The 15,114-nt window shown below is 32.8% G+C and carries 18 protein-coding genes; 13 read left to right on the top strand and 5 right to left on the bottom strand.

The features are described 5' to 3' along the window. The first annotated feature begins 14 nt into the window (after positions 1-14). The 4 genes from NBE98_RS03430 (at position 15) to NBE98_RS03415 (ending at position 2,841) form a co-directional block, all read left to right on the top strand. Complete coding sequence (locus tag NBE98_RS03430; RefSeq protein ID WP_250812638.1) at positions 15-932, top strand: YqaJ viral recombinase family nuclease; 918 nt, start codon at positions 15-17, stop codon at positions 930-932. A 1-nt stretch (position 933) separates the two neighbouring features. Beyond that, complete coding sequence (locus NBE98_RS03425; RefSeq protein ID WP_250812636.1) at positions 934-1,155, top strand: hypothetical protein; 222 nt, start codon at positions 934-936, stop codon at positions 1,153-1,155. Positions 1,156-1,271: 116 nt separating this feature from the next. Then, positions 1,272-2,165 carry a phage replisome organizer N-terminal domain-containing protein gene (locus NBE98_RS03420; protein ID WP_250812635.1) on the top strand — a complete coding sequence of 298 codons (894 nt, stop codon included), beginning with the start codon at positions 1,272-1,274 and terminating at the stop codon, positions 2,163-2,165. Then, positions 2,047-2,841, top strand: coding sequence for an ATP-binding protein (locus NBE98_RS03415; protein ID WP_250817455.1), 795 nt, complete (start codon positions 2,047-2,049; stop codon positions 2,839-2,841). Before NBE98_RS03420 ends, NBE98_RS03415 begins: the two co-directional genes overlap by 119 nt. Positions 2,842-2,869: 28 nt before the next feature. Here NBE98_RS03415 and NBE98_RS03410 read toward each other — a convergent pair whose 3' ends face one another. From NBE98_RS03410 to NBE98_RS03400, 3 genes are all read right to left on the bottom strand, one after another. Beyond that, positions 2,870-3,091 (bottom strand): DUF2922 domain-containing protein, encoded by a 222-nt coding sequence (locus tag NBE98_RS03410; protein WP_250812634.1) that lies wholly within the window; start codon positions 3,089-3,091, stop codon positions 2,870-2,872. A 42-nt stretch (positions 3,092-3,133) separates the two neighbouring features. After that, entirely contained in the window at positions 3,134-3,358 is a 225-nt protein-coding gene (locus NBE98_RS03405; protein WP_250812632.1) for a DUF1659 domain-containing protein, read from the bottom strand. A gap of 69 nt (positions 3,359-3,427) precedes the next feature. Next, positions 3,428-4,009: a sigma-70 family RNA polymerase sigma factor gene (locus NBE98_RS03400; protein ID WP_250812627.1), complete on the bottom strand. Its 582-nt coding sequence runs from the start codon at positions 4,007-4,009 to the stop codon at positions 3,428-3,430. A 234-nt stretch (positions 4,010-4,243) separates the two neighbouring features. Here NBE98_RS03400 and NBE98_RS03395 point away from each other — a divergent pair, with 234 nt between their 5' ends. Further along, positions 4,244-5,008 carry a glucosaminidase domain-containing protein gene (locus NBE98_RS03395; RefSeq protein ID WP_250812624.1) on the top strand — a complete coding sequence of 255 codons (765 nt, stop codon included), beginning with the start codon at positions 4,244-4,246 and terminating at the stop codon, positions 5,006-5,008. Between the two features lie 107 nt (positions 5,009-5,115). Here NBE98_RS03395 and NBE98_RS03390 read toward each other — a convergent pair whose 3' ends face one another. Both NBE98_RS03390 and NBE98_RS03385 read right to left on the bottom strand, forming a co-directional pair. Next, on the bottom strand, positions 5,116-5,280 hold the full coding sequence (locus NBE98_RS03390; protein WP_250812621.1) for a YvrJ family protein: 165 nt from the start codon (positions 5,278-5,280) through the stop codon (positions 5,116-5,118). Between the two features lie 211 nt (positions 5,281-5,491). Further along, positions 5,492-5,872 (bottom strand): hypothetical protein, encoded by a 381-nt coding sequence (locus tag NBE98_RS03385; RefSeq protein WP_250812619.1) that lies wholly within the window; start codon positions 5,870-5,872, stop codon positions 5,492-5,494. A 289-nt stretch (positions 5,873-6,161) separates the two neighbouring features. Here NBE98_RS03385 and NBE98_RS03380 point away from each other — a divergent pair, with 289 nt between their 5' ends. From NBE98_RS03380 to NBE98_RS03345, 8 genes are all read left to right on the top strand, one after another. After that, positions 6,162-6,806: a sugar transferase gene (locus NBE98_RS03380; protein ID WP_250817453.1), complete on the top strand. Its 645-nt coding sequence runs from the start codon at positions 6,162-6,164 to the stop codon at positions 6,804-6,806. Positions 6,807-6,818: 12 nt separating this feature from the next. Further along, positions 6,819-7,973, top strand: coding sequence for a non-hydrolyzing UDP-N-acetylglucosamine 2-epimerase (gene wecB, locus NBE98_RS03375; RefSeq protein ID WP_250812617.1), 1,155 nt, complete (start codon positions 6,819-6,821; stop codon positions 7,971-7,973). A 45-nt stretch (positions 7,974-8,018) separates the two neighbouring features. Next, complete coding sequence (locus NBE98_RS03370) at positions 8,019-9,248, top strand: nucleotide sugar dehydrogenase (RefSeq protein WP_250812615.1); 1,230 nt, start codon at positions 8,019-8,021, stop codon at positions 9,246-9,248. 39 nt (positions 9,249-9,287) lie between these two features. Continuing rightward, entirely contained in the window at positions 9,288-10,046 is a 759-nt protein-coding gene (locus tag NBE98_RS03365) for a WecB/TagA/CpsF family glycosyltransferase (RefSeq protein ID WP_250812612.1), read from the top strand. 2 nt (positions 10,047-10,048) lie between these two features. Continuing rightward, the gene (locus NBE98_RS03360) at positions 10,049-11,092 is read left to right on the top strand and encodes a glycosyltransferase family 4 protein (protein ID WP_250812607.1); all 1,044 of its coding nucleotides are present in this window, start codon (positions 10,049-10,051) and stop codon (positions 11,090-11,092) included. A gap of 75 nt (positions 11,093-11,167) precedes the next feature. Continuing rightward, positions 11,168-12,712 (top strand): murein biosynthesis integral membrane protein MurJ, encoded by a 1,545-nt coding sequence (gene murJ, locus NBE98_RS03355; protein WP_250812602.1) that lies wholly within the window; start codon positions 11,168-11,170, stop codon positions 12,710-12,712. Between the two features lie 65 nt (positions 12,713-12,777). Beyond that, positions 12,778-13,752 (top strand): DUF6625 family protein, encoded by a 975-nt coding sequence (locus NBE98_RS03350; protein ID WP_250812595.1) that lies wholly within the window; start codon positions 12,778-12,780, stop codon positions 13,750-13,752. A gap of 31 nt (positions 13,753-13,783) precedes the next feature. Further along, entirely contained in the window at positions 13,784-15,109 is a 1,326-nt protein-coding gene (locus NBE98_RS03345) for a phenylacetate--CoA ligase family protein (RefSeq protein ID WP_250812593.1), read from the top strand. Positions 15,110-15,114 lie beyond the last annotated feature (5 nt).

Here is a 15,114-nt window from a genome sequence, read left to right as displayed (position 1 = left end):
CGCAGGTGGGTAAAATGGATAAACTTCAGTGGTTAAAAGAAAGGCAAAAAAGTATTGGGGGCTCTGATGTTGGAGCAATAATGGGGTTAAACAAGTGGAAATCAGCTTTTCAGGTGTATACTGAAAAAACAGAGACTATTAAAGAGGTGCCTGAAGCTGGGGAATCAGCCTATTGGGGGACTAACTTTAAGGAATTAGTTGCAAAGGAATTCATGAAAAGAACAGGCAAGAGGGTTAGAAGCTACAACAGGCAGATAGCTCATAAGAAGTATTCCTTTATGACTGCTAACATTGATAGGATGGTGCTTGGTGAAAACAGTCTGCTTCTTTGCAAAACTACAAGCATTTTTAGTGCTAAGGAGTGGGAAGGTGAGGAAGTGCCTCCAAGCTACATTTTGCAATGTCAGCATTATATGGCAGTTTCTGAATCGGACAAGTGTTACTTGGCTGTGCTGGTAGGTGGGCAAAAGCTTATAATCAAAGAGGTCTTAAGAGATGAAGAGCTAATTGAAATGATAATTGCTGCAGAGAAAGAATTTTGGGAGGAGCATGTAATGAAAAGAATACCTCCAAGCCTAGACAGCTCTACAGCAGCAGATAGTTATCTTAAAGAAAGATATCCAGCTTCAAACAGCTTGCTGGAAGTGAATTTGAAGCAAGAAAACAAGGAGAGGCTTACAAGGTATTTAAGCCTTAAACAAAACATCAAGGTTATGGAGGACGAGGCTAAAACCTTGGAGAATAATATTAAAAATGAGCTTGGTGAAGCTGAAAGAGGCAGAATTTCAAACTTCATTGTAAACTGGAAGGCTGTGGTTTCAAATAAGGTTGACAGCAAGATACTTAAGGACAAGTACCCTGGCATTTATAACGAGGTATGCAGAGAAATTACAAGCAGAAGATTTGAGGTAAGGGCTAGGGAGGTTATGTAAAATGGCTACAAATACAAGTGTAAAAAACCACCTTAGAAAGAGACATGCTGCTGCAAAGAGCCTGATAGAGCTGGAAATACCTAAAGCTGCGGAAGCAGTACAGACAACCTTTGACACCAATATAGAAAAGCCGTACCTTCAACCTATAATAAAGACAAGCATTCTTAGAGAAGAAAAGGGTTACAGCATAATACTTGATGTAACTATTAACTTAAAAGCATAAAAAATGTCCTTAAAAAAGGACACCTTTTGGAAATTATAGAATAAGGAGCTGGGCAAAGCTCCTTATTAAATTATAGCACTAATATGAAATGTAGTTAATATTCAGGAGGGCTGAATATGTCTGATATAAAAAAATATTATTTCTTAAAGCTTAAGGATAATTTCTTTGAAACTCAGGAAGTAAAAATTTTAGAGAGCATGCCGGATGGAATATACTTTTCAAACCTTCTCCTTAAGCTTTATCTTATAGCCTTAAGGAATAACGGAGCATTAAAGCTTAAGGAGGATATACCTTACGACAAGAAGATGCTTGCTTCTCTTACAAATCTCAGCATGAAAACTGTAAATAAAGGAATTGATTTATTAATTTCTCTTGGCTTTATAGAGGTGCTTCAGGATGGAACAATGTTTATGAAGCATATTAGTAACTTTATAGGAAGCTCTAACAGTGAAGCAGACAGAAAGAAAATGTACAGGAATAAGCTCAATGATAATGAGGATATTTTAGAGAAAATAAGCCCTAAATACATAACTAAACCTGGGACAAGTATAGATATATTTTTGGACAAATGTCCACCAGAGAATAGAGAGACAGATATTAAAACTAAGAATTCAGAGCTTAGAAGCTTAGATAATAGAGAGAAAGCCAATAAAGAAGATATAAACAGTCTCTCTGTCTGTCTTTTAAAGGACTTTGAAGCTAGAACAGGACTTGCTCAAAGCATTAATTTAGGCTCTCTTAAAAAGGCTGTACAGCTTCATGGCTTTAATAATGTTACAATGGCTATGGATAAGGCTTTGGAGAAAAACAAGCCTACCATGACTTATATAAATGGAATCCTTAAAAATTGGGTCCAGGAAGGTTACCCAAAGGAGGTTGTGCAAAGTGGCAATGGAGGCACTGTCAAGAATAATGCAGCAGATTCGCAGGAATTCTCCGGCTTTAAACCAAAGGAGCCAAGATGTCTTAGCCAAGGAGAACGAGAAGCCTTGGAGGGAGAGCTTTTATAAATGCTCAAAATGCCAGGATACAGGCTGGATTTTTACTCCCAGTGAAACTTCAGCACCCTTTGCTAAAAGCTGTGAATGCAGAGAGCTTGAAAAAATTAAAAATCAGTGGAAAGCCGCGGGTATTAATCCCGAAAAAAGCAAGCAGACCTTTGGAAGCTTCGAGGTTTGGAATGATTCTTCCCGCAAGGCAAAGGACACTGCCACTGCTTACTACAAGGATTTTCAAGGCATAAGCTCCATCAGAAGAAACAGCATTATGCTATGCGGACAGGTAGGCAGCGGGAAAACTCATCTCTCTATTGCTTTGGCACTTAACTTTTTAAACAAGGGCATCAAAGTTGTGTACATGCCTTACAGAGACAAAATTACAAGCCTAAAGCAAAACATGCTTGATGATGAGTATTATAAAAAGTTGGTGTCGAAGTATCAAACCTGTGAGGTACTGCTTATAGATGATTTATTCAAGGGGAAAATCAATGACTCCGACATAAACATTATGTTCGAGACAATTAATTACAGATACCTAAATCAGCTGCCTATAATTGTGAGCACGGAGTTTACAGTAGAAAAGCTTCTGACCTTTGACGAAGCTATAGGCTCAAGAATCTACGAGATGTGCAAGGATTATATTGTGGAAGTTGAGAAGGACAAGGACAATAATTACAGACTTAAGTAAAAAGGGTACCAGCGGTACCCTTTTTAAACTATCTAACCTCAAGTTCTGTAACAGTTCTTTCAGTTATTTGAGCTGACTGCTTGCCTATTAGATCGCCGCCAGCGGATTCAAATATGTTCTTAGCTATAATAGCGTCCATTACAGCTGAAACCTCAAGCTTTGTTATGTCCTCTCTAACATTTGGGACAGTTACAGCAGCTCTTGTGCCTGCTCTGTTTGTAAAGGTCATTACCAAACTTTTTTCTGCCATGCTAAAATCCTCCTTTCACTAATAATGGGGTGCAGCCTAAGACTACTGGTTAGCGATATCAGATTCATCAGTTCTTACTATTGAAAGAACTTCATGCTTCATAAGATCGCCTAACATGGTGCCGATAAAAAGCAAATCTTCACTAGGTGCAGAAAGCTTTATGTTTGAGTACTTCTTAGCTTTAACTACATCTTTGCCTAATGCGTCAATACCAGCTTTAAATCTTATGCTCATTGCTGAGTTAACAAGTGTGCTTTGTAGTGCCATGTGTATTCACCTCCTTGTTTTTGTTTGTGATTTAGTGTACATACATAAATATGCAGCAAAAAGCGTTTTTTAAGAAAAAGCAGAAAATAATTTTAATTTTTTTAAAATATTATTTCTTCTCTTGAAAGCCTCGAAATAATCCAGCTGTTTATGCTCTGCATAGGCTTTTAGAGAAGCACCAAGGTAATAAATCATTATTATAAGCCCCATATCCTCCTCTGAAAGCTTGGCCACAGCAGCTCTTAGCAGCTTTAATTCCTCAGAGGCTAATAAAGCTTCTTCAAGTTTTTCCTCTCCCTCTATGCAGTCTATAAATTCCGAGTGCAGGTTGTTTTCAGAATCTACAGGGAGGTTTAGGCTTAAAGCTTCACCGAACCTGGCATTTTGCCTTGCAGCGTGCTTAAAGGCGTTTTTAATCGAATTAAAGGCATAGGTGCTGAAGGTGTGAGAATCGGTTTTATACTTAGCCACAGCGTTTATAACAGCCATACAGCCAACCTGAAGCAAATCCTCAAGCTCGCAGCCTTTAATATTGTATTGACTAATCATTTTATAGATAAAAGGCTTATACTGTTCTATTACTTTTAACAAATCCTTTTGGTTTCCAGCTTTTGCACTTAGTACACAAGCTTCAATTTCATCATGTGACATACTATCCCTCCTTAAATTTTGTAGATAGTGTTTTGAGGTAGCGGTAACATACAGATGCTAAACTTCATCTAGGAAGTTGTTCGCTGTGCAAGAAAGTCTATGTCACCACTATCTCAAAACACTCTTACTAAATAAATATGCAATAAAAGAAGTTTTTTAAGGAAATTTCATAAAAAGCCTAAATTTTTGTGTATTTATTTTATGAATAAATTTTTAAAGTGAGGAGATGGAAATATGGACAAAAAACAGTTTATTGATTTAGTTAAGGACGGGGCTATAAAAGGGCAAAAGGACTATGGAATTTTGCCAAGCCTTATTATTGCTCAGGCAATACTGGAGAGCGCTTGGGGAAGCTCTGGGCTTAGCAAGAGGGCAAATAATTTATTTGGCATTAAAGCAGGGGCAAGCTGGTGTGGAAAGAGAATAATAATGGATACAGCGGAATGGTATGCTGACAAAAAGCAAATAGTTAAAGCTGAGTTTAGAGCTTACGACAGTTTTAAGGAAAGCATAGAAGATCACAATAAGCTTTTGTCTTATGCCAGGTACAAGCCTCTTGGACAGTGCAAAGATTATAAAGCAGCCTGTTATAAGGTTTATGACTGCGGCTATGCTACTGATCCTGAGTATCCAGAAAAGTTAATAAGGCTCATAGAAGAAAACAGGCTTTATGAGTTTGATGAAAGCAGAGAAGGAGTTATATTAAAGTTTCAAAGGCTTTGCAATGAACTAAATATTAAAGACAGTGAAGGTGAAGCTTTAAAAGAAGATAATATATTAGGCTGGAGAACAAAGAGCTGCATAGACAAGCTTCCCATGCTTAAACCAGGCTGCAAGGGTCCTTTAGTAGCATTTGTTCAAAGCCTTGTAAAGGCTGAGCCTGTTGATGGTATTTTTGGACCTGTAACTAAGAAATGCGTAATGGAGCACCAAAGAAACTGTAATTTAGATATAGACGGAATAGTAGGTCCTCGCACCTGGACAAGTTTAGTAATTTAAATTGTTGTGCTATTTAGACACTAACCCAGCACAACTGATTAACTTAATGATAGCATAAAACCCTCTTCTGCAGCTATGACTTTTGCAGGAGAGGGTTTTTGTTTAGGCTACTTGCTGTCATTGTCCAGGTTTAGTCTGACTGAGAGTATGGTGGATAACTGATTTATTGAAGTAACAAGGCTGGTTAGTTTGCTTTCAATTCTAATAAGCAGAAAAGCAGCAACTGCGATGGGAAAGCCCACATTTGCCACTGCCTTTAGTAAATCTTCCATGATGTAACCTCCTTTCTTATGTATCTATTAATAAATATGCAGCTGGCAATATAATTTTAGGTAAAAGAAAAATAAAATAATAAAAATTAAGCATCTTCTTTTCATGAAATCTTCTTATCATGATATCGCGATATCTTCTTATCGTGAAATCATGATATCTTCTTTTCGAGAAATCACGAAATCGTGATATCAAGATGAGGTTTTAGGAATATTAGCTGTTATTTTTGCTAATAACATAATTGTAGTAGAAGTTTATAGCCTCATCTAATATTGTGTTTAGGTATGCATTAACGTCTGAATGCTTTGATTTAAGCTCTACTAACTTTCTTAGGGTAGATGGCCTAAACTGATAGCCTCGCTTTATTGAAAAAGCTTCACCGTCTATGGTCGGTGTTAAGCCCAAGCCCTTTTGAGGGTTATTAAAACTATTTGCATTAGAGATTAATGGTGCAGGCTGCTCAAAGCTTTCACCAAAACTAAAGGTTGCTATAGGCGTGCCAAAATTAACCTCGCCTTCTATAAAACCTTCGTCTTCAGCTTCATTAAAATCAAGTTCTTCCATATTAAATGAGAGTTTTTTCTTTGACTTCATAGTAATCGTCTCCTTGTAAATTTTTATTGTATATATATAAATACACAAGTAAATTAAAAATTTATATTTTAATTATTTCTTAGTGTTTGATATAATGAAAGAAAGAGCGTTTTTGCTGTCTAACTTTATCAGACTAAAACAGATAAACGGAAAAGATTGCAAATTCTGTTTGTTTGTTGTATAATTTTCGAGGGTTGTAACTGTATAATAAGTATATTTATGGATAAATAGACAATAAACGCATGATTTAATAGGGGGGAGTAAGTTGCAGAACTTAAGAAATGACAGCTTGTTAAATGGTAACTATGACTTAAAAGAAGTAAAAAGGGATTGGACTTATTATTTTATTAAACGTATAATAGACGTTTTGGGTGCTGTGTTTGGGTTAATAGTTCTATCACCAGTTATGGCTATAACTGCGATTGCTATTAAATTTGAATCGAGGGGACCTATTATTTTTTCCCAAAAAAGGGTAGGACTTAATGGAAAGACCTTTCAAATGTATAAATTCAGGTCAATGGTAACAAATGCGGAAGAGCTTCTTAGCAAGCTTAAAGATAAAAATGAGATGTCGGGGCCAATGTTTAAGATAAAGGATGACCCAAGAATAACTAAAGTAGGCAGATTTATTAGGAAGACAAGTATTGATGAACTTCCACAATTATTTAATGTATTAAAAGGCGACATGTCTCTAGTTGGCCCAAGACCAAGTCTTCCCACAGAGGTTGCTAAATTTTCAAGCTACCATAAGTTAAGGCTTTTAGCAAAGCCTGGATTAACTTGCTACTGGCAGGTTATGGGGAGAAGTAGCATTGGTTTTAATGAATGGATGGAATTGGATATTAGATATGTAAAGGAAAGAAGTATTTGGTTGGATATAAAATTGATATTTAAGACATTTTCTGTGCTGTTTGGAGATGAGAATGCTAGCTAAGGAGTGTAAATAATGAAAGAAAAAATCAAAGTTATGACTATATTTGGAACAAGACCAGAAGCTATAAAAATGGCTCCACTGGTTAAAGAACTTGAAAAGAGTGAGGAAATTGAATCTAAAGTTTGTGTAACAGCTCAACATAGGGAAATGCTGGATCAAGTTTTAGAATTATTTGATATAAAACCTGATTTTGACTTAGATATAATGAAAACAAGACAAACTCTAACAGGAATAACTAATAAAGTACTTGAAGGCTTGGAAGAACTATTTGAAGCCTATAAGCCAGACATGATATTAGTTCATGGAGATACTACAACAACTTTTGCTGCTTCTTTAGCTGGATTTTATAAGCAAATAAAGGTTGGACACGTTGAAGCTGGTTTAAGAACCTATGATAAGTATTTTCCTTTTCCTGAGGAAATGAACAGGAAATTAACCGGAGCTATTGCAGACATACATTTTGCGCCAACTTCAGGCTCTAAAGGAAACTTGCTAAAAGAAGGCATAGAAGAAAGTTCAATATTTGTAACTGGCAACACTGTAATTGACGCAATGGATACTACTGTAGAAAAAGACTACGTATTTAAAACAGAAGAATTAAACAGAATAGACTTCGAAAACAAAAAAGTGATAATGGTTACTGCCCACAGAAGAGAAAACTGGGGGGAAGGTATTGAAAATATATGCAAAGGACTAAAGGAAATAGTTACAAGTAATAAAGATGTTGAATTAGTTTATTTAGTTCATTTGAATCCTATAGTTAAAGATGTGGTAGAAAAACATCTAAAAGATGTTGAAAGAGTACACTTACTGCCACCGCTTGATACAAAGGAAACTCATAATTTAATGAATAAGAGTTATATGATAATGACAGATTCCGGCGGGCTTCAGGAAGAAGCACCACATTTAGGTAAGCCTGTATTAGTATTAAGAAATGTTACTGAAAGACCAGAGGCAGTTGAAGCTGGAACAGTAAAGCTTGTAGGAACAGATTTCGATACTATAATTAGAAGTGCAAACGAACTAATCAATAATAATAAGCTATATAACAATATGGGATGTGCAGTAAATCCTTATGGAGATGGTAAAGCTTCAAAACGAATTATTGAAGCTATATTATATTATTTTAATAAAAATACAAACAGACCTAAAGATTTTATTTATTAGAACATTAGGCTAAATAAGTTAGACGATATATAGGAGGGTGTTAAGATGGGTGTTTTAAATGTTATTGGACTAGGTTATATAGGACTGCCAACAGCTATGATGTTTGCAGCGCATGGAATTGAAGTGGTAGGAACAGACTACAATAAAAAGTTAGTTGATACTTTAAATAATGGTAAACTTACCTTTGAAGAAGAAGGCTTAGAAGAACTGTTCAATAAAGCAGTTAGCGAAGGGATAAAATTTACTACAGAGTATATGAAAACTGATAGATATATTATTACTGTGCCAACACCCTACTTGAGTGACACTAAGAAAATAGATCCAGTCTATGTTGTAAAGGCTGTTGAAACTGTTCTTGATCATTGTGAAAAAGGTGCTATTGTTGTTATTGAATCAACAATATCTCCTGGAACTATTGAAAAGTTTGTTAAACCAATAGTAAAAGAAAAAGGCTTTACCCTAGGTGAAGATATACATCTTGCGCATGCACCTGAAAGAATAATTCCAGGAAGAATGGTAGTAGAACTAGAAAATAACTCAAGAACCATTGGTGCAGATGAAAGAGAAGTTGGAGAAGAAATTAAGTCTTGGTACCAAAGTTTTTGTAAAGGTGAAATAGTAGTAACAGACATTAAAACTGCTGAAATGAGTAAGGTTGTGGAAAATACCTTCAGGGATATTAACATAGCATTTGCAAATGAACTTGCAAAGATGTGCCATAGAGAAGGAATGGATGTTTATGAGCTTATAAGAATAGCAAACAAGCATCCTAGAGTTAACATTTTACAACCAGGGCCTGGAGTAGGGGGACACTGCATATCTGTTGACCCATGGTTCTTAGTTGGAGATTACCCAGATATAGTTAATGTTGTTTTAGGAGCAAGAGAGGTTAATGATTCTATGCCTCAATTTGTATTTGATAGAATACATGAAATTATGAGAGAGAACAATATAAAAGATTTTTCTAAGGTCGGTTTATATGGACTAACTTATAAAGAAAACGTTGATGATATGAGAGAAAGTCCAACAGAACAGCTGCTTCACATTATGTATAAATACAATATTGATAATGTTAAGATATATGATCCATGGATAAAAGATGACAAGGTAGCTAATCAATATCACGACTTACAAAGCTTCTTAGAAGAAGCGGAGTTAGTTATTGTTCTAGTAGGCCATAGTGAAATTAGAGAAAAGCAAGAGCTTTTAAGTGATAAGATTGTTTATGATACAAGAAACATTATTAGGTATGGTAAAAAGATATATAAGTTATAAAAGGTTACTCAAAAAAGACGAAATAGGCTGGTGGACTAATTGAATAATAGAGTTAAGTTGTTAGGAAGTAATTTAGACCCGCTCACTATGGGAGAAACGATAGAAAAAGTAGAAGAATTGATCAAGAGTGGAATATATAATCAACATGTAGTTATTAATGCTAGCAAAGTGAATTTAATGCAGGAGAACGAGGAACTAGCAGATATAATTAATAGTTGTCCTTTAATAAATGCCGATGGACAATCAGTTGTTTGGGCAGGTAGATTCTTAGGATATGAAATACCGGAAAGAGTTGCAGGAATAGATTTGTTTTTAAAATTAGTTGAATTGTGCAATGAAAAAGGATATAGACCATATTTTTTTGGAGCTAAACAAGAAGTTGTAGAAAAAGTCGTTGATATTTTCAAAAGTAAGTATAAGAATTTACAAGTTGCTGGCTATAGAAATGGTTATTTTAAAGAAGAAGAAAGCTATAGTATCGCAGAAGAAATTAGAAGAGTTAACACAGATATTCTTTTTGTAGCATTCTCTAGTCCTAAGAAAGAATTCTGGATAAGTAAGTACCAAGAAGTAATGAAGGTTCCTTTTGCTATGGGAGTTGGTGGAAGCTTCGATGTTGTAGCTGGAATTACTAAAAGAGCGCCCAAATGGATGCAAAAGTCTGGGTTAGAGTGGTTTTATAGATTTATTCAAGAGCCAAGAAGAATGGCGAAAAGATATATTGTTGGAAATTATAAGTTTATAAAACTTGTTGCAAAATATAAGAAGATAGATGTGAAAAAAGATAGAGAGGTATAGCCATGAAGGTATTAATGATAGGGCCGCATAGGAAACTAAAAGGCGGTGTATCTACTGTAGTTAACAACTATTTTAAAGCAGGTCTTCAAGAAAAGATAAATTTAAAATATATTCCAACATCTATCGAAGGGAGTATGCTTAAAAATATATTTTTTTTCATGTTTGCTCTTATAAACATAACATGTTACCTTGCGTTTAAAAAAATAGATGTGGCACATATTCACATGGCGTCTAGAGGGAGTTTTTACAGAAAAAGTTTAATTGTTTTGATATGCAGTGTGTTCAGAAAGCAAATAGTAATCCACCTGCATGGTGCAGAATTTGATGTTTTTTACCATAAGGAATCCAATGCATCTAAAAGAAAATATATAAGCTATATACTAAACAAAGCTGATTGTATTATAGCATTAAGTGAAGAGTGGAAAGAGAAAATATCTATATATTGCAATTCAAAAGTAGAAGTAGTATACAACTCCGTAGATATACCTAAAGCCAATTTTTATAAAAATGGCTCAAGAAATTTATTATTCTTAGGTAGAATAGGTAAAAGAAAAGGAGTTTTTGACATAATTAGAGCTCTATCTGAAGTAAAGAAATTAGGATATAATTTCAAGTTACTAGTTTGCGGTGATGGTGAAGTAGAACAGCTAAAAAATCTAACTAAAGAATATAATATGCAACAAGATGTAATTATTCATGGTTGGATTAGTGGTGACTCTAAGGATGAATTGTTAAAGAATATAGGAATAAATTTATTGCCGTCATATAACGAGGGTATGCCTATGTCTGTACTTGAAGCAATGAGTTATGGAATACCAACAATAGCATCAAATGTAGGGGGAATTCCAAAGATAATTGAACATGGGATTAATGGATATGTAATAGAGCCAGGAGATATAGAATTATTGAAAAAATATATAATTTTACTCCTTGGGGATCAAGATTTGAGAGAGGAATTAAGTAGGAAAAGTTATAATACCGTTAAAGGTAAATTTGATATAGAAGTCCAGTTAGATAAGTTATTAAAAATATACAAAAGTTTATAAATTTTATATATTTTGTTGATTTTATAAGCACTAATTTTATAAAATCATCGACTTTGATAATTTTAAGGTGAAGATATGAAAAAATCGTTAGGATTATTTCTGGTAACTATTCTAAGCATGTTACTAGGATTTATAAGAGAAAGTATTGTTGCTTATAAGCTAGGGGCTTCTTGGCAGGCCGATGTATTTGTCTTTGTAACTAGCCTTCCAGTAATAATTTTTTCTGCAATAGGGGGGGTTCTTTATACTACAATACTTCCTTTATACACAGATGCAAGAGTAAAGCATGGAAAAGAAGCTGCAAATTCCTTTATCGGATATGTGATTAAGCTAGTAGTCTTAGTTAGTTCTATTCTAGTATTAGGTGGATTGTTTTTTCCAGGTGTTATAGTAAAAGTTTTTGCGCCTGGTATACTTCAAACTGTACCGATTGATGTTTCTCCAATAGTAAGAATAGTTTTGCCTTCATTAATTTTCTTAGGTCTGGCATATGTATTTAATGGGATTTTAAACTCATATGGTGATGTAATAATTACAAGCTCTATAGAAATACCAATGAATATAATTATCATAATAGGCTTATTATTCTTATATGATATATTTGGATTAAAGGTAACTATTTTAAGTGCATTAGCAGGTAGTTTTGCAAAGCTGCTCCTGACGTATATTAGTGCTAAAAAGTGGGGATTTGCCTTTGAAGGCCCATCTAATATAGGCTCAGCATACTTAAAGAAGATGATGCATTTAATTATTCCTATGTTTATAAGCAATATGTATGTAGCTATTATACAAATGATTTCAATAAATATTGCATCTGGATTAGGAGAGGGTAATATTGCGATATACAACTTAGCAAATAAATTAAATAATGTATGCTATAGTACGGCAGGTAATCTAATTGTTGTAATTGTATTTCCCATATTAGCAGAGTTTGTTGCAAAAAAAGACTATAAAAACTTAAGTAATATAGTTACTAAAAGCTTAAATTTATCTCTTTTGATTATGTTACCAATTTCAATATTGTTATTTACATTTTCATACGAAGCAGTAGAAATATTATTCGGATACGGTAGGTTCAACTTGGAGGGAATCAGAAGAACAAGTGATATTGTCAAATATTTCTCAGTAAGCCTTGTTTTTCTGGGGTTAAAAGACATTTTGAATAGAGTATTTTATTCGTTTAAGGATAGAAGAGTATCACTTATTAATACGTGCTTATCAATAATAATATTTGTAGTATTTAGTTTTATGTTGGTTCCAGTAATGCAAATTAAAGCCCTGCCAATCGCAATGATAGTAGCATTGATTACATCTGTTTTTTTGCTTTTTAAATCATTGAAAAGGGTAAATATCTCAATTAATACTAAGTATATTAAAAAGAATAGTATAAGTATATTCATATCTGCTGCATTGTTGTTTTTTCTATCGAATATTTTAAAGGTAATTTATATAGATAAAATTGTTGGCTCTAAAATACATCTACTATTCATTTTAGGAATACTAAGTTTATTATTAATAATAATGTATTTATTTGTGCTGTATGTGTTAAATAATGACGAAATAATAATTCTTGTTAGTAAATTAAAAGACAAGATAAATGCAAAAAGAAGAAATTTATAAAATTAATTTAATTTCTAGTAGGTTTTATTGATGTTCGCATCTTACCCTTTAATTAAGGAGGAACTATGAAGAATAAAATACTTATAATATGTGCTTACTTTGGTAAATTGCCTAATTATATTCAATTATGGCTGAACTCATGCAGTTATAATAAAGAATTTAACTGGCTCGTTATTACTGACGATAATACTGAAAATTTAATTGTTCCTAGTAATGTAACCTTTGAAAAAATGACATTGCATCAATTAAAAAAACTAATATTTGAAAAAACAAAGTTAGCCTATAATAGTAATAAACCATACAAGCTATGTGATTATAAAATTGTATATGGAGAAGTTTTTGCTGACTATTTAAAGCAATACACTCATTGGGGGCATTGTGACATAGACGTAATCTATGGTGATTTGCCTAAATATATAACTGATGATTTATTAAATAAATATGATAAAGTTTTCAATAAAGGTCACTTAACAATATATAAAAATACTGAAGAAGTCAATGGAAGATATAAGTTAGATAATCCGTATTTTGATTATAAGGCTATATTGGAAAGTGAAAAACACTATGGCCTTGATGAGAACAGAGGTCTGCCAAGAATATATAAATTCTATAATATCAACTATATCGACAATCCAAAGCAAATAGTCGATATAAATCCAGTATATTCCCATTTCTCTACATTAGAAAATACTACAACTAAACAATGCTTTTATTGGGAAGAGGGTAAGTTATATAGAGCCTTAGAAGACAATGGAAAAATTATTATAGAAGAATTAATGTATATTCATTTTCAAAAGAGATATATGCCTGTTAGTTTTTCAAACCAAGAGAAATGTCAGTCTATGTTTATTACTAATAAGGGATTTTTAATAAAGGAAACCAATGAATTTAATTTTAATAGGTTGAATGAAAGAACTTTAACAGAAGATATAAAACGAAAATTCAGTTGGAGAAAGTTACAAACAAGAAACCTTGCGCACACCATATTTGTATTTAAGGAAAAGCCTAATTTTCTTAAAACATACGCTAAACTTAAATAATGAGTACTATACTAAAAAAGGATGAATTAAGATGGATTTTAAGCTAGTCAAAAAAATTAGTGAAATTTGCCCACAATCAATAAAAATATTATTAGCTCCTATTTTGCGAAAAAAACTAATAAATAATAAGGTGTTTCTTGACACATATAAAATGTTAGATAATTATGATACACTTAGTAATGAAAATAAGAAGAATTTACAATTTGAAAATCTAAAAAGTATTTTGATATATTGTAATGAGCATGTTAATTACTATAAAGAGGCTTTTAAAAATGCTAAATTTAATCCATCAACCATAAAGAGCTTTGAAGATATCAAAGCATTAGACTTTACTAATAAGTCTATATTTTTAAATAATGAAGCTTCACTTTTATCAGATGAAGACATAAATCATTATATTGCCTATACTGGCGGCAGTAGTGGTAAACCTTTAAAAATATATTTAGATAAAGACTCTATATATAAAGAAAGAGCCTATGTATATCATTACTGGGCCAAGTTTGGATATGATTATAAGACTTCGAGAATGATTACTTTTAGAGGATTAGAATTTAATGGCAAAATTTCTAAGTTTAATCCTATATATAATGAGATTGTACTTTCTCCATTTAAACTAAATGACGAAAGTTATGAAAAGTACATTAAAATAATAGATGAATTTAAAGCAGAATTTATTAGTGGATATCCTTCTGCGATTAAAAATTTTTGTGCTTTACTAGATAAAAATAAAACTAAATTAAATATTAAAAGTGTTTTTTATATCTCGGAAAGTTGTTCTCGAGAAGATGATGAGTATATTAAGAAGGTACTAAAGTGTGATACATGTATATTTTATGGCCATTCAGAGAGGGCTGTATTTGCTGAAAAGTATGATGAACAATATGTTTTTAATGATATGTATGGCTATACTGAATTTATCCCCACAGATAATCCTGATGAATTTAGAATAGCTTGCACTGGTTTTCTAAATTTTAAAATGCCGTTTGTAAGGTACTTAACTGATGATGTTGTTAGAGTTATTGATAACAAAGTTACCGAAATTATAGGTCATAATACTTCGGAGATGTTAATTGGAAAAAACAACGAAAAAATATCTATTGCAGCAATAAACTTTCACAGTGATGCATTTAATAAAATCAGACAATACCAATTCGAACAATTTGAAATTGGAAAGGTTAATTTGAATTTATTATTAGATAAAGACTTAATAGAAGAAGATATTAGTAATATAAAAAAAGCATTAAATAAAAAAGTAAAGGATATTTTAGATATAGAAATTAAAATTGTTAATGAAATCAAGCTAACTAAAAGAGGTAAGAAAAAGCTGGTAATACAGCACATTGATCTCTACAAATAAGAGCT

The organism is Clostridium swellfunianum (assembly GCF_023656515.1).
Taxonomy (GTDB): domain Bacteria; phylum Bacillota; class Clostridia; order Clostridiales; family Clostridiaceae; genus Clostridium_AT; species Clostridium_AT swellfunianum.
This window is presented reverse-complemented; position numbering and strand designations above follow the sequence as displayed.